Source organism: Mesorhizobium sp. P2_E9 (genome assembly GCF_056403815.1).
This window is the reverse complement of sequence record NZ_JBFUET010000025.1, coordinates 1-22,717: the sequence shown is the minus strand read 5'-3', so window position 1 is coordinate 22,717 and position 22,717 is coordinate 1. Positions and strand designations below refer to the sequence as shown.

Below are 22,717 nucleotides of genomic sequence, written 5' to 3'. Positions count from 1 at the left end.
TTACGAATTGTCATGAGCGTGGAGCCAATCGATGCCCATTCAAGTGGTCTGTAACAACGGAGTGGTGGAAGAGGCCGACGGGGTCCAGAATCTGATCGCGGCGCATCGTCAGGCAGTCGCCATGGTTGAACGTCTCGGCAAGCGATGGATGGGGGCAGAAGGGCCGGACGCGACCCTGACCGGCCGGCGATTGGATTCGGTCATGGCGGAAGAGGTTATCGCGCGTCGGCGCGCGGCCGCTGCGCCGGTGGCCGATGTCGTTGAGATGAAAATGAAGGCAGCTTATTTCTGTCGGTTGTTGGGGAACGACTGGTGCGAGATTGACGTCGACGATATGCGCGCGTTGCTCGGTTCTTTCGCGAAACTGCAGGCCTAGGAGAAGAGCGCTGAAATCCATGAGGCCACGGTATTCCAGGCCGCATAGAGCCCTGCAGGCACCAAGATGATTGCCAAGAACGCCGCGGCTCCGCCAATAGCGCCGTCACCGCGTCCTTCCACGGGATAGTAATATTTGTGCGCCTCATCGTCGTGCTTCATTCTTGTCTCTCCGATCGCTTATTTAGCAGCAGCTGAACAGGGTGCTGAAACGTCGTGCCCCACAAACCTGCACGTTTCATCTTAGCGTTGATTTCCGCGACGAGGTAGTTCTCATTGACGGCTTTGCCCTTTGCTGTCGTTGCGGCAAACGCGTATCCGGTCGCTATGAGCGCGGTGCCGACGTCGATTGTGTCGCCATTCAGCTGCGCACCGCAGACGACAAAGGCCGCCTTGTCGAGGGCGTAGCCGATTGGCTGGCATGTCACCGCCGCGCTATCGAACAGTGCTGCCAGATGCGCCAGCGAGATGTTCCCGCAATCGAGTTTGTTCCCATTTGGCTGTTCAGCCGACGTGCCGCGAAGACATGACTGCACGCCATAGAGGCGGAAAAGATGGTCGCCGTCACGCCAGGTATCTCCAGTCAGCAGTTGAGCCGATTTCGATACCGCGAAGGGCGTTTGCGCAGCAGATTCGGATGCATCCTGGGCCTGTGCCGATGCGCACAAACCAAAAGCGGTCAGCACTGCAAAGCGCGCCTGTTTCATTCCTGGAACTGTCCACCGAGGTCGGCGGAGTGCTCCAGATCGGGGCGCAGCGACTTGCCGTCCTTGTTGCGTCCGATTGCGGCCATGCCGAAGAAAACCATTTCGTCATCGTCGTAGGCGACGTTGTACGGGTCGTTTGTATTGCCCGCACCCACGAGAGAAAAACACGACACGGCGTCGGGTTCCCCCTTCCTGCTCTGCAGCACAAGCGTTTTGCAAAGCACGACAGAAGCACGATGGTTGTAGATTCCTTCTTCATAGTCCTGCGCGGCCTTCGTGCAGTCCCACGCCTGCGTCTTGTAGGTAATCTTTGGATTTGGGCAGGCCGCGAGGCCGCGCAGTCGATAGGCCACGCCGTTGATGACGCGCTCGGTCGCCGACGACGCCTTAACCGGCGAACTGAGGGTCGCCGCGTCGCGCTGAAAGAGCGCGCCTTTCGCATCGTAGCGCTCATAGACGAACACCTTCTCGCCCGGCTTGGCAAACTGGAGCAGGTAGTGTTCCGACGGCTGCGCGAAGGCATTTGGAGCGTCGGCGCCGGCAGCATAAGCCGCGGTGCCCTGGAGCAGCAAAGCCGTGCAAAGGGCAATCTGTTTCATCGAAATCCGTCCCTGCGGTGCATATGGTGTTGACACTTTACTAGGGCTGCGTGTAGCCATAGTAAAGTGTTAAATTTTGGCGACAGTATGAACACTCGAACAGCTCTTCTGCTCACCCTGTGTGCCGCTACAATGCCCTTGGAAGCGCACGGCCGGGATCTGGCATCAGACCGCGTCGCGGTCGCCTTTGCAACGCCGGCGCAAGCCCTTACCTCAGTCGGGGCGCAGAGGCCTGGGGCGTGCAAGACCGGAAACCGTACTGAAGTCGCCGAACTTGTGCGTTCAGTCGCGCTGGACGAAGGCTTCGACGCCGATCTGGCCGAGGCGATCGCATGGGCTGAAAGCGATCTCGGCGCCAATCAGGGTCCGTCCAAGGCCGGAGCCCTTGGGATCATGCAGTTGATGCCGGGCACGGCGGCCGATCTCGGCCTGAGCGACCGTTGCGATACGCAGGCGAATGTTCGGGCTGGCTTGCGCTATCTGAAGTCACTCTATGACGAGTTCCAGGATCCGCTGCTGATGCTGGCGGCATATAACGCCGGGCCCAACAGCGTCTACAAGGCGCAGGGCATTCCGGTGAATCCGGAGACCGCGGAATACATCGTGAAAATCCTCAACCGCTGGAAGTTCGGCGGTGTCGCGAAGAAGCCCGTCCTGACCAAATCCGAAATGCTCGCGGCCGGTCCGCCAGCAAGCGGAGACGCTTGGCAGGAGGGTCATGTCATGGATTTCGGCAACTGAAAGGAGCCAAGGGTGGAATACAGGAAAGCAGGCAAATTTGCTCTGAAACTGGCCTTGGCCTCGGCGGTCGGAATAGCTCTGGCGCCAGCCACCGCATACGCCCAATCGGCGGCGCCAGTCGAAAACGTGCTGGAATGGTTCGTCGGCGTTCTGCAGGGCAACATAGCGCGCTCATTTGCCATCATCGCGGTCTGTTTTCTCGGCTTCCTCGCCATGACGGGACGGCTGGCGTGGATGATGGCTTTTTCCATCATCATTGGCATCGCTCTTATCTTCGGCGCTGCCCAGCTGGTGGACGCGGTTCGCGCGACGGCAGGAGGCAGCTGAGCCATGGACGACGAGGAAGTCTATGTCGAGCCGGTCAGCCTGCCCCTGACACGCCCCCCGATGAAATGGGGGGTGCGCTATGAAGTTTTTGCACTGAACGGCATCCTGGCGGTGATCGGCTTTATCGCCACGAGCAGCTTCATGCTCGGTCTTGGTGTGTTCGGCGTGGTGCATCTGGTCAGCGCATATCTGTGCCAGCGCGATCCCTACATCTTTCATATTTTCGAGCGGCGCGTCTCCAAACGCGGAGCGGTGGCGAACCTCACCTTCTGGGGGGCGAGGAGTTATTCGCCATGAGCCTCGATGCAGACCTGAAATTTGGCCGTGAGCGCCGCCGCGAAAAGCCGGCGGCGATGCACATCCCCTACCTTCGCCATGTCGATGACAATCTGATCGTGACGAAGAGCGGCTTTCTGGTCGGCGCCCTCCAGCTCAGCGGCCTGCCATTCCAGACAATGGACCAGGCCGAGTTGAACAGCCGACTGTTCAACCGCAACACGACGTTCCGCAATCTCTCGACCTCTCGCTTTGCGGTCTACACAACGATCATCCGCCGCCACGTGACGCCGGAGATCGAAGGCGACTTTGACAATCCTTTCGTGGCCGAGCTCGACGCCCGCTACATGGATGAGCTTGGGTCGAAGAACCTTTTCGTCAATGAGGCGTATCTGACGGTCATACGGCGCCCGATGGTCGGCCGGGTCGGCTGGGTGGACAAGGCGCTCAATGCATTCCGCATCAGCACCGCTGGCGAAGAAACCCGCGAAGAGGCAATAGCCGAACTGCATGACATCCTGGACGGGATGGTCAAGGATTTCACCGCTTACGGGGGGCGTCTTCTCGGTGTAGTAAAGCGCCGCGACAGCTTCTTTTCCGAGCCAGCCGAATTTCTAGCGAAAATCCTCGCCGGCGGTGGCGACGTGGAAATGCCTCTGCCGCGCATGTCCCTTGGCGATGTACTGGCGACGCGGCAGCTGTTTTTCGGCAAGTCGGCCCTGGAACTGCGCGGGCCGGACGCAGCCAAGCTCGGCGCCATGGTGTCGATCAAGGAATACCCGCCGTTCACTGCTCCGGGCTCATTGGACGGTCTCTTGCGCCTGCCGCATGAGTTTATTCTGACGCAAAGTTTCGCGATCGAAGACCGTGTCACGGCGATGCGCAGGATCAACACTATCGCGAACCAGGTCGAGGGTTCCGACGAGGCGGGCACGACGGTCGAGGTCTCCGTCCACGACGGTGCCGACAAGCTGGCCGGCGGCGAAGTCGTCTTCGGACAACATCACATGAGCGTCATGGCATTGGCGCCGGACATGACTGGTCTCAATCGTGCGCTGTCCGACATCACGGCCGAACTTTCGCGCATGTCGATCGTGCCGGTCCGCGAGACACTGAACACGGAACTGGCCTTCTGGGCGCAGTTGCCGGGAAATTTCAGCTACATCGCGCGACGTGCGTTGATCTCGTCGCTGAATTTCGCCGGCCTTTTTTCCGGACACAATTTCCCGTCCGGCCAACGTGACCGGCTGCATTGGAAACGGCCCATAGCCTTGCTCGAGACGACCAGCCAGACAGCCTACTATTTCAATTTCCACGTACACGATGTCGGGCACTTCACGGTGTTCGGCCCGACCGGCTCGGGCAAGACCGTGGTGCTGTCGTTCCTGATGGCGCAGGCCATGCGCATCATGCCGCGGCCGCGATGTGTTTATTTCGACTACATGCGCGGCGCGGAGATCTTCGTTCGGGCGCTCGGCGGTCGTTACGAGGTGATGGAACCCTCTCAGCCGACCGGGTTCGCGCCATTGCAGCTTGATGACACGGCGGAAAACCGTTCTTTCCTGGAAGATTTACTCCTCTACATTCTGACGCCGGAAGGCGGCGCGCTTGATGTGGCCGAGATGCGCGTCATCAACGCGGCCGTCGACATGATCTACAAGATACCGCGCGAACAGCGGACCTTCGACCTGCTGCCGGAAGTGCTGCGGGGCTCGCTCATGCCTGGCATGAATGATCTGGCGGCGCGGATACAACCCTGGCTCGACCCGAAGGACAAGGGCTGGCTTTTCAACAATCCCGTCGATCTGGTCGATTTCTCGAAACCCGTTGTCGGGTTCGACATGACGAAGATCCTGGGCGACCGAAAGCTGCGCTCGGCTGCGTTGCTCTACATCTTCCATCGTCTCGAGGACGTCATCGACGGCTCGCCGATCATGCTTTTCCTCGATGAAGGCTGGAAGCTGCTGGACGACGAGGTTTTCGCCGCTTTCATCAATGAGACGCTGAAGACCATTCGTCGCCGCAACGGCGTTGTCGGCTTTGGCACGCAGACAGCAGAAGACGTCGTCAACTCCTCCATCTCGTCGTCACTGATCGAGCAAACGAAGACCAACATTTTCTTCCCCAACCCCAAGGCGAGCAAAGAATCCTACGTGGAGCGCTTCTCGCTGACAGCGAAGGAATTCGAGTTCGTGCGCCGAACCGCGAAGGAAACACGCACCTTCCTCGTCAAGCACGACAGCGACTCGATCGTCGCCAAGCTCGATTTGTCGGCAATGCCCGATCTCATCAAGGTCTTGTCCTCGAACGAAGCCAACAGCAAGGAATGCGCACGGCTCCGGGAGACCTTCGGCGACGAGCCGGAGATGTGGTTGCCCTACTTCTGCGGATGGGAGGACGAGCATGACGAAGCGGCTTAGCAGCTTTTGTCTGGCCGTGGCTCTCGCGACAGCGGAAAGCATGACCGTGGCTGTCGCTCAGATCGCGGTCATCGACGGGCCGAACCTCGACAAGCGGCAAGAGGACGAGCAGCACAGCACGAAGTCAGATGAGTCTAAGAAGGACGAAACCGACAGGAAGAAAAGCGTCGTCTGCACCTATTCGAACAAATACCGCTCGCAGATGTTTCGCCGGTCGCCTGCCGAAGCGTTGCAAGGCGACGCGGGCAACGTGAAGATGATCCGCTATTATGCGCAGAAGTACGGTGTGCCCGAAGGCCTAGCGCTGTCCGTTGCCTATCAGGAATCGCGCTTCGACACATGCGCCGGGAGCCACACCGGCGTCAAAGGCGTCATGCAGCTGACCAAGGGCACTGGCAAGTCCATGGGACTGGACCGCGACGTGAACGAGCAGAATGTCGAAGGCGGCGTCAAATATCTCGGAATGGGCGTGAAGCAATGCGGCGCGACGAGTTACAGCTGTCTCGCCTCCTTCTACAACGGATCGAACGCAGGCGAGCAGAACCAATGGGCCGGCGGCGTCGGCCGCTGGAACAGCTACTTCAACGACTATGTATCGAGCGGCAAGGCTCCCGCCGCCGCGCCGCCACCATTCTCGATCGTAACGGCCGACGGCGCCGGCGGGACGGCTCAGGAAGCGGCTATGAGCACGGTGAGGAAGGCGGCTGGCGGCCTTGATGCAAGCTCATCGCAGATGGGCGCCAACAATGCTGCAATCGACGCGCTGGCGGGCAACGTTGGCCAGGTTACCGAATACAAGGATGCGTGGGAGCTGAACTCGTCGGCTCGTGGGATCAACGCCGATGTCACCAACCAGTACCTCGCCCAGGCGGGGGATTTTACGACGTTGCTGGCCCAACTTCTATCGTTGCAGAATGTTCAGGCATCGCAGTCGTCCAAGCTGGTGCAACAGCCGAACAGCGGCTCTCCAAACCCGTTCTCTTGTGATCCCGCGGAATTGGAGCGGTTGAGGATCGATCGCGGCCGGTGGCTACCATGCGCACTTGAGAACGCGGCGGCAAGCTCGGCCGACAGCAGCTCGATGACCATCACCACCGACCCTGCTGGCGCTGCCAGCGTGATCAATTCTCTACAGCAATAGGAGGCTGAGATGAAAAAATTCGCGATTGCTGCCAGTCTGGCGCTTTGGGCAAGCACGGCCCACGCACAGATTGCCGTCATTGATGGCGCCAATCTCGATGTCGCCCGCAAGAATGCGGACAACACCAACTCCATCATGGATTCGAACAAGGATATCCTGAAAAAGAGCGAGGAGATCCTGCAGGCTCTTAGCGGCAGTCGTGACGGTTCGCTCGGGATCGGACAAATGGGTCTTGGCGGCAACATGTCGATTGCCCAGGCTCCCTCGTTCGGATCGATCCTGAACGGCGGGGCTCTTTCGTTTGGTGGCCTTTCGCCCGAAATCCAGAAAATCGCAGGCGCCGTCATCAATGGGCTCCAGCTGGTGAAGCAGCTCCAGCAGATTGCCGGCAAGGAGACCAGCGCCGTCAACACGGCCTATGGCGGCAGCGTCAATGTGGCCTCGCTGCTAAGCGCATTGACCTCGCAGGCTTCGCAGGGCGTCACCCAGCGCCAACAGTCCCTCCAGTCCGCGAGTGGGCAGATCGGGCAGTCACAGGACGTCAAGGGATCGGTGGACCAGAACACCCGAATGCAGCTGGAAAATGCGCGCGCGGTCAACGAATTGATCGGTGTCCAGAACGGCGCGGTCGCGGCCCTGAATGAGAAGCTGAAGGGGGACCTTCTTCGCCAGAGCCAGGTCCAGAAGATGATGACGCCGCGCAACGTCAATCCGTTCGCGGAATTTGGCAAGAGCGGAGGCTAGCGCTTGTCGAGGCGAGTGCTGCGCATATGCGCTGTAATTGGGCTCGGCGCAGTGCTGTTTGGATGCGCAAATCGCGAACGGAAAGCGCCGTGCGGGCCTTTGGCGTATGCCCGCACCGACGAATGCGGCGCGCTAAAACCGGTCAATTCAACGCCGTTCGCCAGCATCATTGACGAGGATCCATGAACGGTCTCGCCGCAAGCATTCTGGGTGGCATTGACAACATCGGCGAGGACTTCGTCCGCACCGTCTATATGCAGTTGGGCAATGCGATGGGCAACGTCTTCACCCTCATGCTCACCCTCTATATCGTGTGGTGGGGCTATTCGATCCTGAGCGGGCGGGAGTCGATTTCGCCGCTCGAAGCGGCCTATCGCCTCGGTCGCGCCGTCATCATCTATCTGCTGCTGACCGGATGGGGCACATTTTCCGCGACGATCTATCAGCTTGTCCAAAGCATTCCAGATGAGGTCGGCAAGGTCATCGTCGGCGCCGTGTCGCGAGCCACCGGCAATCAGCTCAGCGATCAGGCGGCAATTCCGGCGCTCATCGACAACCTCTACAAAGGGGCCCAGGACGTCGCCAATCAGGTGTATAGCGGATCCTTCTATGACATTTTTGGCGCGCTCTTGTCGCTGCTCGTCCTGCTGTCGGCCATCATCTTCGCAGCGCTTGCCATTGCCGCGATCATCGCCGCCAAGGTGATGTTGTTCATTACGCTCGCCCTGGCGCCGATATGGATCATTCTTTGGCTTTACCGATGGTCCTCGCGCATGAGCGAAGGCTTTCTTTCGCTGACCACCTTCCTGATGATCCAGCAAATCCTGATCTACGGCTTTCTCGGTTTCTACTTCTCGCTCGTCAATGCGGCGCTGAACACCGCCACATCAGGTGGAGCGACTATGGACAGCAAGATGTCGCTGGTGCTGCCCCTGGTGCTGGTGACGATCATCGGGATCTACGTTCTCATGCAGATACCCTCGATTGCTTCCATCCTGAATGGCGGCGGGTATCTCAGCACCGTGGGCGCATTCAACCCTTATAGAAACTTCGGCACAAACGCCGTGCGCTACTCCGGTGCACGATGGGCCGCCGGCCGCGCCGCTCGAGGCGCCCGGCAGCTCGTGGCAAACAGCTTCCGATCCCCGCGAGCAGCCAGGGCGGACGACGCAGCTCGGTCCGCCATCCAGCAAGGTGCGCGCGATAACGCCAGGCCTCTGGCCTAGAACACACGAACGATCATCGATCGCGGCCCTGGATCAGGATGCGTCACGCAAACGAGGCAATAGTAAGTGTCAACTCCATCGGAAACAGCTGCTAACAGCGGCAGCGAGCTCGTCGACAGACGCTATTACAGGGCGGGCGCCACCTGGGAAGACGACACGCACAGGTCAATGCGCCGATCGCGCACATTGGCCTGGATCGTCAGCGGCATTTCAGGGCTGGTTGCTGTGCTTTCGCTGCTGGCGCTCGTGCTGATCCTGCCGCTCCGGCAGTTCGAACCCTACGTTGTCGAGGTCGACAAATCGACGGGCTACCTCGAGATCATGCGCGCGCTGAAGCCCGGAGATTTGTCGCAGAACGAGGCCGTCACGGCGGCCAATCTGGTGCGCTACATCAGGGCCCGCGAAACCTACGATTCCCGTGAACTGAAACAGAATTACGACCTGGCGCAGCTCTACTCCACCGATGCCGCGTCCAAGGATTTGACATGGCTTTATACGCCTGCAAATCCACAATCGCGGGACAAGATTTTTGGCCGCAATGTCACCGTCTCGGTCGAGATCAAATCGGTTTCCCTGCTCAATCGCAACACTGCCTCGGTGCGCTTTGCCACGACGACGCGGCGGGACAATTTATCCACCGCCGACAATTGGGTGGCGGTGATAAAATTCCGCTACACCTCAACACCGCTCAAGAACGAATGGCGTTTCGACAACCCGTTGGGATTTCAGGTTACGGATTACCGCCGCGACCAGGAATCGGCGCCGGCTGCGGGAAGCCTGCAATGAGATGGCGCGTCAGCTTCGCCCTGTCAGCCGCCCTTCTGCTTGGCACGATCCACGGCGCGGCGGCGCGCGATGGCCGCATCCGATATGTCACCTTCAACAATGACGACGTGACGTCGGTGCGTGCAGCTCTTGGCATTTCAACGATGGTCGAACTCAGTCCGACCGAAGTCATCGAAACTGTCTCGGCTGGCGACACGAAAGGCTGGTCGATCATCCCCAAACGCGGATCCAGATTTTTGTTCGTCAAGCCGCTGGAGCGCGATGCTTGGACCAACGTCAACGTGGTCACCAACCGGCGCGTCTATTCCCTGCTGCTGCAGGCAACTGACAATAGCCGCGACCGGGCATCCTTCCAGGTCCGGTTCAAATACCCGGACGAGGATATCAACGCGCGCCTGCTCTCACAGGCCAAGGAGAGCGCCGCCGATCCGGATTTGAAGGACCTGAATTATGCCGACCTCAATTACGACTATGCGTACAAGGGCGACGACAGCTTGAAGCCGCGCACCGTATTCGACGACGGCACCAAGGTGTTTCTGGAGTTCAAGGGTGACATTCCGGCGATTTTCGTGGTCGACGACAAGCGCCATGAGTCGCTGGTCAACGTTCGCACTCAGGGCAAATACACCGTCATCGACAAAGTGGCACGGCAATTCACCCTGCGGGCCGACGGCAAGACGCTCTGCCTCTACAACCGCGCGCGACCCAACGCTCTCGATCCAGTCGAGCAGGTCTACGGTCCAACGAAACTGACAGGTGGTTCCACCCCGTTCGGATCCAACGGAGGGCGGTGATGACGCAGATCGACTATAACCAACTGGACGGCAGCCCGACGGTGGCGCGCCGCGGTGCGGGCGTGGGTACCAGGATCGCCCTGGTCGGCCTCGGCGTGGTGCTCGTAGGCGCGTTGATATGGCTGAACTGGCCTCGAGAGCCAGTATCGCGCGATCTTCGCAGCGATGGCGAGGAAAACTTCAACCCGCCGGAGTTTCGCCCGCCGGCGCTGAACGAGCCGCCGCAGCCTGCCGACGGCACGATCGACCAGATCGTGGTGCCGCCACCGGCCGACGATCAGAAGGGCACGCAACAAGCCGATAATGTCGATCAGACCGTGCAGGAGGGTGCGGATCTCGATGCTCAGCGGCGGGCGCTGGAGGCGCAAATGGCGGCCGAGGAAGCTCGCCGCAAGGCCGAGGCGGAAGAAGCCCGCCGCAAGGCCGCGGCTGAGGACGAGGCTCGTCGCAAGGCTGAGGCCGCCGAGCATGAAAAGGCGGTATGGGAACGCCTGCGCTCGAACCAGATGGTGACGAATGGTGAAACCGGCTCGACGGACGCCGGCGCCCAGGCGGCGCAGGTAGAAATCGCGCCCGACGGTCAAATCATCCCGGTCCCCGGCGCCGACAGTGATCCCAACAAGGCATTCCTGGCGCAGTCTGAGGCAAGCTCTTCCGGGATTGTCAAAGCCAGGGTCTTCCGGCGCACCGATGCTTTGATCGCTGAAGGAACGATCCTTCGCGGCTATTTGGAAACAGCTGTTAACACCGACCTTCCCGGCGCGGTGCGCGCTGTCGTGCGGGAGGATGTGTTCTCGCTCGACGGCAGGCGGATCCTCATTCCGAAGGGGTCGCGCCTGACCGGAGAATACCGCTCGGGGCTTGCGCGCGGACAAAAGCGTGTGTTCATCGTCTGGAATAGGGTCATTCGCTCGGACGGCATTTCCGTCGATATCAAGTCGCCCGGTGCGGATGCACTCGGCCGCGGCGGCATGGGCGGACGTGTCGATACGTACTGGGTTGAACGGTACGGCAACGCCATCATGCTTTCCGTCGTTGGCGGGGTCTCTGAATATCTGTCCTCGCTTGGCGATAAGACCCAGGATGCACAACAGCGCCAGGTGTCCACGACCGATCCCGTGACCGGTGAGACCACGACCGTAACTTATGGTGGCAATGGTTCGCAGCGCGACGCCCGCGGCATCGCGTTCGACAAGTCATCAACCGCCCTGCAGCAACTCGCGCAGGAGGCGTTTCGCGACACGCAGAACATTGCCCCGACAGTCTACGTCGACCAGGGCACATCGGTTGTCGTGCTGGTGCGGCGAGATCTCGATTTCTCGGATTTGTACGCCGATCCCGTTCAGGAAGAAGTCGCACGCCTGAAGGCAGGTGGGCGGCCGAAGACCCCGATCGATCCGACGCCTCTCTACGCGACGCCAAAGGATCATTTTTATCCCGGCTATGGGAGCCCGGTGAAATGAACGCCGTGCATCCCCTGCCCGACCCTTGGGCAAGAGCCCCGGTCCTGCGCGCTCATCTGGAGCCAATATGGTCCTATTTGCACGAAGACTCGGTTTCCGAGATTGCGATCAACAGGCCGGGCGAATTGTTCATCGAACGCCTCGGCGCGAAGGAAATGGAACACGTCGTCAAGCGCGAGGTCACGCCCGGCTGGATCCGCAACATATCGACAGGCGTCGCCTCGGCGACAAATCAGGTCATCAACGAAGAAAAGCCCGTCCTGTCGGCAGCACTACCCTCGGGTGAGCGCATCCAATGCATCTTGCCGCCGGCGGCTCCCGAAGGCGGGGCGATCTCTATCCGCAAGCAGGTCATCATGGACATGAGCCTTGATGCCTATAACGATCTCGGCGCATTCGAGAACACAGCGATGGGCAGCGGCCTGGCGCTGTCAACTGAGGAAAAGCGACTTGTCGAGATGTTGCAGGACACGTCGCCGATGGAGTTTCTGCAGTATGCGGTGCGCAGCCGCGTCTCGATCGTCGTTTCAGGCGGCACGTCGACCGGCAAGACGACGTTCTTGAATGCACTCCTGAAGGAAATCCCGGCTCATGAACGGATCATCACGATCGAAGACACCCGCGAACTGAGACTGCCGGCCCCCAACAACGTCATCCTGATATCCTCGAAGGGCGACCAGGGCCTTGCCAAAGTCTCCGCGCAACAGCTGCTCGAAGCCTCGCTTCGCATGCGACCCGATCGTCTGTTGTTGGGCGAGTTACGCGGCGCTGAAACCTTCGCGTTTCTCCAGGCGATCAACACCGGCCACCCGGGGTCGCTCACCACCGTTCATGCCAATTCCGCCCGGTCCGCCTACGAGCGGCTGGCGCTCATGGTCATGCAGGGCAGTACCGGCCTCTCACGGAGCGAAATCCTCGACTACCTGCGCGAGGTTATTCCGGTGGTCGTCCAGATGGTCCGCACCGAAGGCGGCCGGCGCGGCATCAGTGAGATCAAGTTCACCAAGGCGGAGATGATCTAGCGAGGCCCATCCATGCAGAAAATCGCAACAGCAATTTTCATGGTGCTGATGGCGATGGCCATGGGCGCCCTGCTCTTCACGCTCACCTATGTCGCGACAGATTGGTACCGGACTGGCTCCCACGTCCTGTTTGACCAGCTGAACGCCAATCCCTTGCCGGTTGTTCGTCAGGCCTGGGCTGACGTGACTGCGAGAAATTTTGACCGGGTGCAATACGCCATTGCCGCGGGATTTTTTGGGTTTCTCTTGCCACTGGTCAGCTTGTTTCTCATGCGTCCGAGAAAGCGCAATGACTCTCGCTTCATGACTATGAGCGACATATCGAAAACCGACCTGACGAAAGTGGGCGGCGTCTTCGTCGGTCGAGCTGGCGGCAAGCTCGCCGAAATTCTGTCGCCCAGCCGCGATAAGCGCTCCGGCAAAATCCACTTAACGCAGCGCAAGCTGGTCGGCGGCAAGAAATTGTGGATTGATGGCGATGATGTCGGCGGCTTCGTGATAGGGCCACCGCGCTCCGGTAAAGGCACGTCTCTCATCATCCCGAACGCCTTGACCTGGCCGCATTCGCTCGTGGTTCTCGATCTGCGGGGCGAGACCTATGCCGCGACCGCCGGCTACCGTTCGACCATCAGCCGCGTGGTGCGTTTCGCGCCGGCTGATCCGAACGGCAATACCGCATGCTACAATCCGATGGACTTCATCTCGCTGGACTCGGCCCAGCGCGACATCGACCTTCGCAACATCGCCGCGGCGCTGTTTCCGCGTCCCCCTTCGAACGCGGATCCCTATTGGGTCAACGATGCCCGCCTCCTTTTTACCGGCATCGCGTCCTTCGTCATGGAATCGCCTGCGATCCCGAATGAGAAGAAGACCTTCGCCACGATCCTTGAGATCATGAACGGTGCCGAGCACCCGCTCTTGGAGTTCATCGGCTCGCTGCGCGAGGATCGCCGCCGCGAATGCTCACATTTCACGCTGCAAACCCTGCTGCCATATTTCGAGATGTCTGAGCGGCAGTTTTCCGGAATCTACGCCGGCGTCCGCACCGGCATGGCCCCCTTTCTCAACGAGCGTCTGATGCGTGCCACGTCGCGCAGCACGTTCGATATTCGCAAGCTCAAGCGTGATCGGATTTCTCTTTATCTCGACGTTCGGCGCGAGCAGATTACGTCGCTTGGACCGTTGTTCAACGTCCTGATCACGCAGATGATGAACTTCATGTCGGAAACTATGCCGCGTCCGGACGAGCATCCGGTGCTTGTGCTGCTCGACGAGTTGCAGAACCTTGGCAAGCTTGAGAATGTGACCGAAATGGCGAGCGTGCTCGGCGGCAACGGTGTTTCGATGTGGTTTTTCGTGCAGTCACTGAAGGCCGTAGACGAGATCTATCGCCAGGAAGGGCGCAAGACGCTCATCAACGCTGCTCGCGTGCAGATCTTTTTCGGTGCGCAGGACGCGGACGATCTGCGCTACGTTTCCGAGCAGCTCGGCGAAACGTCGGACGTGCAAAAGGACGTGACGCGGACCAAGGCAACGCTGTTCGACACTTATTACACGCGCTCGGAGCACCGCAAGGAAGTGCGGCGGCCCCTGATGCGGCCGGATGAAATCCGTACGCTCGACAAGAACAAGGTCATCATATTGCCGCGTGGTGAACTGCCGATCCTCGGCACCCGCAATTTCTATTTCGCCGACGGCCACCTCGCCAAACGCGCGTTCATGCCCCTGCCCGGCTCTGTCGAGGGTTCGCGCTCGAAAAGACCTGCGTTGGGCGCTTCCGCGGCAGTTCCATCTCCTTCGCTCCCGACGATTGTGCCGACGGCACCGGCGTATCGCTCGGGCCTCTTGCAAAAGCGCCTGCGGCGCGGCGCGACATTTGCCGCGAAAGCAGGCCGCATTGCACCGCCTCCAGGCCGGCGCGCAAGAGCAAAAGAACGACTGAAAGCGACAGACGCTGAAGCTGTGCCAGCCTATGCCGCCGTGGATTTTTCCGCTTTGGCCGCCAAAGCGGTGACAACACGCATAGCGCCCGCCAAAGAAGCGGCGGTTGCGGCGATCCTGAACAAGGTTAGTTCTCTGCGCGCCAACGCATCCGACACCGAGACTTTCGATCGAAATTTCAGCATCGTCGAAGAAGCTTTGCCTGATGTAGTCGATGGGTAGGCCAACATTAGGAAGCCGGCCGTGAAGATTGCGGCCGATTCGGCGGTATGAATCCTACACGCTCCTCCGGCTGGGCCGTATCGCCGGCAAACCACTGGTAGTGGGTGAGGTCTGCAACGTCGCCGGGAGGCTCCTTGTTCTCGATGATGATCACCTGGAGTCCAGCCTCCAGCGTGGTTAGCGATTTCCAAAATGCCTGTTCGATACCGGGACTCACGGGACCATCGCCCGCAGCGTTCGCCCTTCCTTTTTTGTAGCTGGTCAGCGGCGAGTCGATGATGACGACACCAGGATGCGGGCGGTCATTGCGGTGACAATACCGCAGGAGTCCAATAGTGAAGGCGGAATGGAGCACGGCGCGTACACCCTTGCCGTGCGACTGACGGGCCTGGCCATCAACGATGATGTCGTATTCTTTCTGATCAAACTCGACGCGTCCCTCGCCCTGCCAGCTCCATTCCTTGAGCACCGCCTCTATCTCGGCGCAGAGCTTTCGGAGGGCTGAGGATGGAAGCTGCTCCCAGTCGCTCTTCGCGGCTTTGCCGCTAGAAGCTCGTTCTATTTCCTCCTTCATCGCACGCAAGCTTCCGGCTTGATCGGCGTCATTTCGGAACGATTCAAGCTCGACGCGTCTGGCGATGAGTTTTTCCAGACGCCCGGCGGCATCTTGGAGCGTGGGTGAAATAACCGTGGCGATCCTCTGATCGATCCGTGTCAACGAACGGGAAGAGTCTGCCCTCTCTCGGTCCCGCTGCCCTCGGAGTTCTTTCAGAGTCAAGATGGCCGCTGAAAGGTCTTTCTTGTGGCCAAGAATCTTGGCCGCCTCGGCCTTTGCAGAGCTATAGACAGTAGTGGCAGCTTCCTGCGCCGCGTGCGCGTGCTCATGGGTCATGGGCTGATCGCATAGCGGACACGTCACGACCTGCAGGCCATCAAAGAAATGCGCGCCCTCCGCTATGAAGTCGAGGCGCTCGAGATCGGAGCCATAACGTCCGTCGAGCAGACGGTAGCGATCCAGCAGTTCGTCTATGGCCAGGAGCTGGGATTCGGCCCGCTGCAGCGTGGCTGTGGCTTCCTGCCGCTCGACATGCAGGGCGGCCCTTTCTCCTGTCGTTTCAGACAGCGTGCCCGACAGAGCAGCGATCGACTCCTCGACTTTCTCGATCGATGTTTCATCACTGTTGGCGCGCTGTCCAATACGCCGTTCGAGGGGCTCGAGCAGATCCGTGATGACGCCGAGCCGCGCGGCTGTCTTCGCTCTGACGATCTCGCTTTTCTCGGCGGCAATGATCCCCTGATCATCCTTGCCTGTCAGCATATACGCCAGCATGCGCTTGCGCGGAGTGATGTCGAATCCGCCTCTGCCCAGAACCGGCGACAACTCGTCGATCACGGAGATCTCATCGATCAGGAAAATCGGGATGAATAGCCGAAAGGTCAGTCGCTGTGTTTCGCCACGATCATTCTTGCGAAGCTCCGCTTCGCCTATACCAGCAAAGGCAAACAGCACGGATGTGACGTCGCGCGCGCCGCTCTTGCTGTTCGCCCGCTTGGCAGCAAGTTTTGTCCCCGGCGCGGTAATGTCGTCGACTCGGCATTCGTGGGAAGCCATGTCTCCGCCCGAAAGGTGGCGCTCAAGTGTAAGCACTGCACCTGCCGTGTTCTCGAACTCGACGAAAAGGTTTGCGTACAGCTCGCTCTCGGGAATGCGCTTTCTCATCTCGTCGGCACCGAAAATATAGTCTAGGCAGTGCCGCAGATAACTCTTTCCCGTGTCGGACTCGCCAGCCACGATGTTCCCGCCAGGGGCGAACGTAACGACGGCGTCCTCGACGCCCTTTCCCCTCAACACAATCTTGCGGATCTGGAGCATGGCTAGAACTCTAGGTCGTTGAGGGCGGTCAGGCGGTCAAACTCAGCGCCCCAACGTCCGATGTTATCAGTCATGAAAGCCATTAGGTCGGCATCGTTGGACATGCCGAAGCGTTCGACAATCCATACGGAGCGCCGACGAAGGGAGACTGCATAGCTCGACTTCATCAGCGCAATGAAGGCGCTGGTCAGGTCGGTTGCGCGGTACATGATACCGGCAACATCAAAGGTCTTTTCCAACAGCTCGCGCGAGAACATCTGGTTGAGTCCTGCATGAACGATGTCCCGCTTCACAAGCAGCTCACTGCCGCGGAACGGAACGGCAGGATGCAGGCTGTCAGGGCCGCCGGGTACGTCGCCGGAATGCACAAGCAGATAGTCATAGGACACGAGACGCTGAAGGTCAGAAGGCCTCCCGTTGGCAGCGTCGAGCACAAACAGCATTCTCAGGCCACATTCGAGGGGCGTGTTGAACGGACGCGGGTGGCGTTCCGGCTCGCCAGTGTGCGCCGTCATGGATTACACCAATCGACGCGATTCTCGTTCGCCATCTGATGACACATGCCTTCGCGGTCATTCGCCCGGACGTGGGGTTCGAGTATGTGGCCGCCTAGTTGAAGCTGCTGGGCAGCCTTAACCGTACCTGCGAGACGCTGCAGGCCCGTGAGCGAGGGCTCATTGTAGTTGTGGTAGAGGCCGTCGCAGAACTCGTCGAGCAGGGTGTCAAAGAAGGCCGCATCCGCCATCTGATCCCGTGCAAGTTCTTTCAATCCTTCCGCGCAGTAGAATGTAATCCTAGAACGATCAAACAATCTTTGTAACGCATCCACGTGTGCAAAGTCGGAGACATGCGCCACGGACGTACCGAGATTCTGTCCGATTGCCTTGTAGAGTTTGGTGACATATCCGGTTTCGACGGCCGCGACGGATGACGGTGGTTCAGGGGGGATTGGACGATCGATCAGCGGCAGGCCGAACACCGCCAAGTGATAGCGTGTCTTGGCGTGTTCGGCGATGAGGTCGAGCGGCTGCTTGGCACGGAAGATGCTGAAGTCGAATGCAGCGATGTGCGCTTTGAGCTCGTCGGTCAGTTCGATCTTCTTCGTGCTTGTGATTTTCTCCGCACAGTACTGATTCCAGTGGTCGAGGACGAAGGCCTTCAGCTTTTTAGGATCGTCGAGAAGGTCCTGGAACGGTGAGGTGACACCTTTGTGGGTCACGAACCAGTACTCTTCGGGAGGGAAGTAGTCGCCGATCGAGGTGTAGTAGAGCACCTTGCCGATCTCTTCGACTGCAGTCCCCGCGCCAAGCCCGGCTCCATAGTGCTTACATTGGTATAGCCGCCAGCGGCGCGGGACTGCGGCCGACGGGTCGAACCAGACGATGACGTCGCGACCCTTGTCCCCGGCACCGCCCCGCTGCTGCACTTCAACGACCCCGGGAATCTTGGTCGCGAGATAATCGGATGCCCATTCGAGGGTTAGGCGCTCAAACTCTGCTGCGCTGAACTGGGCAAGGCGATCAAGTGGCTTAACCGGCAGGCCCGCGCCGACTCCCAGAAGGCGAGCATTTGCGTTCGGCCATGGTGTTGGCACCCTCAGAGCCGAAAGTGTTGAGTCGGCCAGTCTGACCTCAGTCTTGCCCACATTCCCCCCGGTAGTTTGCAAGAATCATGATGCATTGATTTGTCACAGACTTCCACCGGTTACTAGCGCGAAAGCCCAAAGACGATTGCCTGATTTCGCAAAGAAACTCTCGACCTAGACGGGCCGCTTGGGATTTCTTGCGCGCCGATCACGGTCGTTGTCGCTGATCGCTTCTGGTTCGCGGACAACCCCGTGGCGTTGGCACCAGTGATGTCAGCTTTAAGAAGGTGGCAGCGGTCGTGGAACGACCGAGATGAGGCGGTGCATTACTGCCATACAGCCTGATCGTTCGCGAGGACGCTAGGTTGGCCCTTGCTCAACGCTCGTAGTCGTTCTCGTTTGAGCGCTGGGTCTTGCGGTCCTGCTCTTCAGCCTGCTGAGCCTTCTGCTTTTTGGCATCCTTCTGGTTGGCTCTCTCCTGCTCGGTGCCGGTGCGCGGCTGCTCCGGCTGGCGGGGATCGTCCCGAGTTGGAAGGTCTCGCCCTCGCGCCTCGCGCTCGGGGATCGGCTCGCCACTGCCACCACCACGACGCTGTTGCTGCCGCTCGAATTGCAGCCGCGCCAGACGGTCGTGCATCTTGTCGTTGACCTCTTCACGATACTGTTCGAACTGTCCTTGATGCGCCGGCGGCAGCGTCTCGCGCATGTTGTCGAGAGCCTGATTGACGCGGGCCATCTGACGCCGCATTTCCAATGGGGTTTGCGCCATGTTCAAATCTCCTATCAGTGCATTCAATTCTCTCATACCGGGATGGGACAGGAAAGACTTCTGCCCCGATTGATCAACTCCGCGACCCGCGGCAGGACCTGGCTGCCCCTCCCCTGTTCGATCGCGACGGAACTGCAGAAAATTGTTGCCGATTGACTCCGCTGCTGTGAGAGCCTGACCGACCACGCCCGCGGTCCGCATCGTCGTCACAGTCTTTTGCCATGCGGCAGCGATTGCATCGCCGTTCACGACAAGGGATTGCCCATCGATACGGCGTTGCCGCTTGGCCTCCACCCGCTCGACGGTCCTGGCGCTGACCTGATAGCGCGGATCGCTCTGGGCGCGGTTGTAGGCTCCGGCGTGCTCCTTCGTGAAGGGCCGCGTCATCGCATGATCCATGCGACGCGTCGCCACCATCGCAATGCCGTTCTCGCGTGCTTTCTCCGCAAAAGCCTCGCGCCAGGCGACCAGATCTGGCTTGTAGAATTTCAGTCGCTCGCCGTCGGCTGACCGTGCCTGCACCATCGCATGGATATGGACGTGCTTGGTGTCCTTGTGATGCGCCAGAACGAACTTGTATCCCGGCGCTCGCTCCTCGAGCACGGCGCGCGCCGCAGCCATGACGGCGATGGCATCGGTCCCGGCTCTTGCCGAGAAAAGCAGGTGATAGGCATTGCGGCGCTCGCGCCCCGAAAACTGCGGGCGCCATTGTTCATAGACCGAAGCCGCCGCCTTCGTGGAATTCTTCGCCCCGGGCACAGGCTCGCCGTTTGCGTGGCGGACCTGGCTGTGGTTGCGGATGAACTTCTGCAGGAAATATTTCGCCTTGGGTTCACGGCTGACGGCCGCCGTTACCTCTGCCTTGGCTACCACCCCCGCGGCGCCCATGGCCTCGAACAACCGCGCCTCGATCTTGTCGAGAGCCTTGCTGCGCGAATTCTCCCGACCACCGGCAAGCGCCTTGGCGAGCGGTCCTGCCCGCTCATCGGTGTGCGCGTAAACCTGCACCGTTTGTCCGTCCTGTGCATAGATGAACGGTTTTGCGCCGAAGGCCTTGTTCAAGGCCTCGCTCAATGCGGCGTCGGTGACCTCGCCGGCGAGTTCGAAACGAACCTCCAAAAAATTGGTGTTTTCCAGGGGCGGTTCGAACGTCTGGCAAAACGTCTCCAGGAACGCCTTTCGTGCGCCGCCTGTCGCAATAACCTGTCCATCTTCGTCGAAGATATCGATGTCGTGCTTCTCGCCTTTTTCGTCCTCGCGCTTGCCGATGTAATTAAGCAGCCGAGCGGCGGCTTCCTTGGTCGACGGAGGATTCGGCATGACCTTGAACACAGCAGGCTGCGCGCCCGCTGCATAGCCTGCCCGTGCCGCGACGGCCCGCGCCTGATAGGTGACCCGCGCCGCCCGTCCTGTACCGCTCGCGCGACCCGCACCACGGCCGCCGCCGCCGCCGCGCCGCTTCCAGTCTTCCTCCTCCTCTTCCGGCCGGAAACCGGCGAGCGTGGCGCCATAGACCATGATCGGCGCGCTAGCGGCATTGGGGAAGGTCGCAGCCACGGCGGACTTCGGAGTCTTGCCGGAGACGGAGCCCCCCGCCACTCCTCTCCCTCCCGGCGAAGAACGAGCGGCGTTCCTGCCGCCCCCTAGCGTCGAGCCGCCTTGTGCTTGCCCGAAGCGTCCGCCGCCACCCGTCCGCTCATAACTTTTCATCGCCCGGAATTCGCTCGCCTCGCGTCGGGCGCTCGTCGCAGACTTGTCGTCATCCAGCTCCTCACGCTCCACGCCGGCAGCGCCCCGCAGATAGCGTTCGATTTCGGCCGCGTAGCCAGCAAGCCGGCCGCTCATGGAGTGGCCTCCCTCGCCTTGCGGGAGCCGCCAGTCATCGCCTTCAGTTCCTCGCGGAACTGCCGCACCAGGTCGCCGACCGCGATCAACGCCTGCTCAAGATCCTCATCATGGGCAACACGGCCGTCGTTCATGGCGCGCACGGCCTGATTGAAATTGATGCCGACGCGCCGCAGCTGATCGGTCATGTCCACGATCGCCGGCCGCAACGCCTCTGAGGCGACAGGCAGACGTCCGGCCTCAGCCCGCACCAGACGCCGGATGACCTCACTGACGGTTGCGCCCTCCCGCTCCGCAATGGCTTTGAGGCTGGCCAACTCGTCAGCCGAAAACCGGATGTGCGTCACCTCGCCATAGCGTCGTGACGCGCTCTTCTCCGCTGCTTTCTGGGCGTCTGCATCCATCTCTCAAGCCCGCTTGCGGGCGCTAAGGCCCGATAGGGCCGCGCCGCCTATTTTGTGTGTATCACAAAATAGGCTATCCTGCCAATAAAAACAGTGAGGAGAAAAGAAAATATGGTCGCGTGTTCTCACCAGCCCAGTTATCGGCGGCGGCAGCGCGGGCGATATGTTCACATCGTGATTTGATGCAATGTGTCTATGATGCGTTGGCGACTTGTTTCCATGTTAACATGGAAACATCGGCCTTCTGATGGGAAGCCGGAAAGCGTAGTCGGAAATGCGCAGTCGATGGGCCACCGGACCTTCTTTTCTGACGAAACCAACTACGCAAAAACTGCATCTTTAGCGAGCCCTTATCTGTGCGCGCCTGGGTTGCCAGACCAGGCTTCCCCGTGGACTATGTCATGATGTTTCGACCGTGATTTTGTTTCATGTGTCCATGATGACTTGTCTCCATGCTAACATGGAGACAAGGAGACAAAACCCAGAGGGAGGCCCCATGATCATCTCCGCTGCGATCCCCAAGGGCGGTACTGGCAAATCGACGATGCTGCGTGCCCTCGCATCCGTCGCGCTGCATAGAGGCTATTCGGTCACTCTCATCGACGGCGACCGGCGGCAGAACATGAACCGCTGGTTCCAGATGCTGGGCGAAGCTGGCAATCGTCCTGACAGGCTCCAGATGGTGAGCGCGATGACCCCGCAGGAAATCCTTCGCGCGGCAGCCACTCACAACGGGGAACGCTCGGTCGTCTTGATCGATACGGAAGGCACCACGAATGACAACCTCATGGCCGGGCTCTTCGCGGCTGATATTGTCGTCGTGCCGGTCTATTTTGCCTTAGACGATGTGACCGCCGCCATCCAGATCACCGACCACTACATTCCGCTGGCGGTCGAGAGCCGGGGTAGACCTCTGCCMGCGATATTCGTGCTGACCAAGCAGACCATCATCGACGGCAGGGCGCGAGCCCTGAGCGAACTGCGCGCCATCATCCAGGCCAACGGCACGCCCATTGCAGAACACGTCCTGCACAATCGCGTTGCCTACCGCGACCTTCAGACGGGGCAGACCCTTTACAGCCCCGAGGTGCCTGACGCGAAGGCGGTTGCCGAGAGCGAAGGGGTCTTTGACGACCTTCTGCAAAGCTTGATCGAAGCCACAAGGAACGCGGCATGAGTGAAGAAACCGCGCCGAAACCCGGTGACGACAAGAAAGCCCGCATGATGAAGACGATTTCCACGCARCCGCCGGCGCTGCCGAGCATGTTCATCACACCGAAGGTCGAGACGCCAGGGACCAAGGAGCAAGCTCAGCCACAGGTGCAGGTACCGACACAGCCGTCGCCGGCAGTCGGGCCCGATTTCCGCAAGCTTCTGCGGCAGGGTCAGAAAAAGGACCCCATCGCCGGAAAGAAGATTCGCGAGGAGGAGATGATCCGCTGCGGCTACTACCTGAC

General features: G+C 60.2%; 23 protein-coding genes. 15 read left to right on the top strand and 8 right to left on the bottom strand.

Translation table 11 applies throughout. The features are described 5' to 3' along the window. Positions 1 to 31 precede the first annotated feature (31 nt). On the top strand, positions 32 to 376 hold the full coding sequence (locus AC1D05_RS32645) for a hypothetical protein (RefSeq protein ID WP_477446671.1): 345 nt from the start codon (positions 32 to 34) through the stop codon (positions 374 to 376). Here AC1D05_RS32645 and AC1D05_RS32640 read toward each other — a convergent pair. Genes AC1D05_RS32640 through AC1D05_RS32630 form a run of 3 tightly spaced genes read right to left on the bottom strand, consistent with a single transcriptional unit; the run spans position 373 to position 1,681 of the window. Continuing rightward, complete coding sequence (locus AC1D05_RS32640) at positions 373 to 537, bottom strand: hypothetical protein (RefSeq protein ID WP_164753924.1); 165 nt, start codon at positions 535 to 537, stop codon at positions 373 to 375. The two genes, AC1D05_RS32645 and AC1D05_RS32640, sit on opposite strands and share 4 nt — an antisense overlap. Continuing rightward, the gene (locus AC1D05_RS32635) at positions 534 to 1,082 is read right to left on the bottom strand and encodes a thermonuclease family protein (protein ID WP_477446669.1); all 549 of its coding nucleotides are present in this window, start codon (positions 1,080 to 1,082) and stop codon (positions 534 to 536) included. The genes AC1D05_RS32640 and AC1D05_RS32635 overlap by 4 nt, the downstream gene beginning before the upstream one ends. Beyond that, positions 1,079 to 1,681 carry a hypothetical protein gene (locus tag AC1D05_RS32630; protein WP_095776129.1) on the bottom strand — a complete coding sequence of 201 codons (603 nt, stop codon included), beginning with the start codon at positions 1,679 to 1,681 and terminating at the stop codon, positions 1,079 to 1,081. The genes AC1D05_RS32635 and AC1D05_RS32630 overlap by 4 nt, the downstream gene beginning before the upstream one ends. Positions 1,682 to 1,768: 87 nt before the next feature. Between AC1D05_RS32630 and AC1D05_RS32625 the strand changes: the two genes are divergently transcribed. The 12 genes from AC1D05_RS32625 (at position 1,769) to AC1D05_RS32570 (ending at position 14,784) form a co-directional block, all read left to right on the top strand. Then, positions 1,769 to 2,422: a lytic transglycosylase domain-containing protein gene (locus AC1D05_RS32625; protein ID WP_477446667.1), complete on the top strand. Its 654-nt coding sequence runs from the start codon at positions 1,769 to 1,771 to the stop codon at positions 2,420 to 2,422. A 12-nt stretch (positions 2,423 to 2,434) separates the two neighbouring features. Beyond that, positions 2,435 to 2,749, top strand: a complete 315-nt coding sequence (locus AC1D05_RS32620; protein ID WP_023720448.1) for a TrbC/VirB2 family type IV secretion system protein — start codon at positions 2,435 to 2,437, stop codon at positions 2,747 to 2,749. A gap of 3 nt (positions 2,750 to 2,752) precedes the next feature. Further along, positions 2,753 to 3,046: a VirB3 family type IV secretion system protein gene (locus tag AC1D05_RS32615; RefSeq protein ID WP_006339854.1), complete on the top strand. Its 294-nt coding sequence runs from the start codon at positions 2,753 to 2,755 to the stop codon at positions 3,044 to 3,046. Then, complete coding sequence (locus AC1D05_RS32610; protein ID WP_477446665.1) at positions 3,043 to 5,445, top strand: VirB4 family type IV secretion/conjugal transfer ATPase; 2,403 nt, start codon at positions 3,043 to 3,045, stop codon at positions 5,443 to 5,445. The genes AC1D05_RS32615 and AC1D05_RS32610 overlap by 4 nt, the downstream gene beginning before the upstream one ends. Then, complete coding sequence (locus AC1D05_RS32605; RefSeq protein ID WP_477446663.1) at positions 5,429 to 6,586, top strand: transglycosylase SLT domain-containing protein; 1,158 nt, start codon at positions 5,429 to 5,431, stop codon at positions 6,584 to 6,586. The genes AC1D05_RS32610 and AC1D05_RS32605 overlap by 17 nt, the downstream gene beginning before the upstream one ends. A 9-nt stretch (positions 6,587 to 6,595) precedes the next feature. Continuing rightward, positions 6,596 to 7,330, top strand: a complete 735-nt coding sequence (locus AC1D05_RS32600; protein WP_095776133.1) for a type IV secretion system protein — start codon at positions 6,596 to 6,598, stop codon at positions 7,328 to 7,330. A 182-nt stretch (positions 7,331 to 7,512) separates the two neighbouring features. Further along, a complete protein-coding gene (locus AC1D05_RS32595) occupies positions 7,513 to 8,556 on the top strand; it encodes a TrbL/VirB6 family protein (RefSeq protein WP_477446661.1) in 1,044 nt (347 codons plus the stop codon). 66 nt (positions 8,557 to 8,622) lie between these two features. After that, a complete protein-coding gene (locus AC1D05_RS32590; protein ID WP_477446659.1) occupies positions 8,623 to 9,342 on the top strand; it encodes a VirB8 family type IV secretion system protein in 720 nt (239 codons plus the stop codon). Next, the gene (locus AC1D05_RS32585; RefSeq protein ID WP_477446657.1) at positions 9,339 to 10,136 is read left to right on the top strand and encodes a TrbG/VirB9 family P-type conjugative transfer protein; all 798 of its coding nucleotides are present in this window, start codon (positions 9,339 to 9,341) and stop codon (positions 10,134 to 10,136) included. The genes AC1D05_RS32590 and AC1D05_RS32585 overlap by 4 nt, the downstream gene beginning before the upstream one ends. Further along, positions 10,136 to 11,599, top strand: coding sequence for a type IV secretion system protein VirB10 (virB10, locus tag AC1D05_RS32580; RefSeq protein ID WP_477446655.1), 1,464 nt, complete (start codon positions 10,136 to 10,138; stop codon positions 11,597 to 11,599). Before AC1D05_RS32585 ends, virB10 begins: the two co-directional genes overlap by 1 nt. Next, positions 11,596 to 12,621 (top strand): P-type DNA transfer ATPase VirB11, encoded by a 1,026-nt coding sequence (gene virB11 / locus AC1D05_RS32575; protein WP_477446653.1) that lies wholly within the window; start codon positions 11,596 to 11,598, stop codon positions 12,619 to 12,621. Before virB10 ends, virB11 begins: the two co-directional genes overlap by 4 nt. Positions 12,622 to 12,633: 12 nt before the next feature. Then, the gene (locus tag AC1D05_RS32570; protein WP_477446651.1) at positions 12,634 to 14,784 is read left to right on the top strand and encodes a type IV secretory system conjugative DNA transfer family protein; all 2,151 of its coding nucleotides are present in this window, start codon (positions 12,634 to 12,636) and stop codon (positions 14,782 to 14,784) included. Positions 14,785 to 14,791: 7 nt separating this feature from the next. On the opposite strand, the gene AC1D05_RS32565 is transcribed toward AC1D05_RS32570, so the two are convergent. From AC1D05_RS32565 to AC1D05_RS32545, 5 genes are all read right to left on the bottom strand, one after another. Beyond that, positions 14,792 to 16,657 carry a hypothetical protein gene (locus AC1D05_RS32565; RefSeq protein ID WP_477446649.1) on the bottom strand — a complete coding sequence of 622 codons (1,866 nt, stop codon included), beginning with the start codon at positions 16,655 to 16,657 and terminating at the stop codon, positions 14,792 to 14,794. Between the two features lie 2 nt (positions 16,658 to 16,659). Next, entirely contained in the window at positions 16,660 to 17,172 is a 513-nt protein-coding gene (locus tag AC1D05_RS32560; RefSeq protein ID WP_477446647.1) for an ABC-three component system middle component 2, read from the bottom strand. Beyond that, a complete protein-coding gene (locus AC1D05_RS32555) occupies positions 17,169 to 18,302 on the bottom strand; it encodes an ABC-three component system protein (protein WP_477446645.1) in 1,134 nt (377 codons plus the stop codon). Before AC1D05_RS32555 ends, AC1D05_RS32560 begins: the two co-directional genes overlap by 4 nt. A gap of 316 nt (positions 18,303 to 18,618) precedes the next feature. After that, positions 18,619 to 20,856 carry a relaxase/mobilization nuclease domain-containing protein gene (locus AC1D05_RS32550; protein ID WP_477446643.1) on the bottom strand — a complete coding sequence of 746 codons (2,238 nt, stop codon included), beginning with the start codon at positions 20,854 to 20,856 and terminating at the stop codon, positions 18,619 to 18,621. Beyond that, positions 20,853 to 21,260, bottom strand: a complete 408-nt coding sequence (locus AC1D05_RS32545) for a plasmid mobilization protein (protein WP_477446641.1) — start codon at positions 21,258 to 21,260, stop codon at positions 20,853 to 20,855. Before AC1D05_RS32545 ends, AC1D05_RS32550 begins: the two co-directional genes overlap by 4 nt. 496 nt (positions 21,261 to 21,756) lie before the next feature. Here AC1D05_RS32545 and AC1D05_RS32540 point away from each other — a divergent pair, with 496 nt between their 5' ends. Both AC1D05_RS32540 and AC1D05_RS32535 read left to right on the top strand, forming a co-directional pair. Beyond that, positions 21,757 to 22,437 (top strand): nucleotide-binding protein, encoded by a 681-nt coding sequence (locus tag AC1D05_RS32540; protein ID WP_477446639.1) that lies wholly within the window; start codon positions 21,757 to 21,759, stop codon positions 22,435 to 22,437. Next, the coding region (locus tag AC1D05_RS32535) for a hypothetical protein (protein WP_477446637.1) at positions 22,434 to 22,717 on the top strand (284 nt) is incomplete at its 3' end. The genes AC1D05_RS32540 and AC1D05_RS32535, both read left to right, overlap by 4 nt.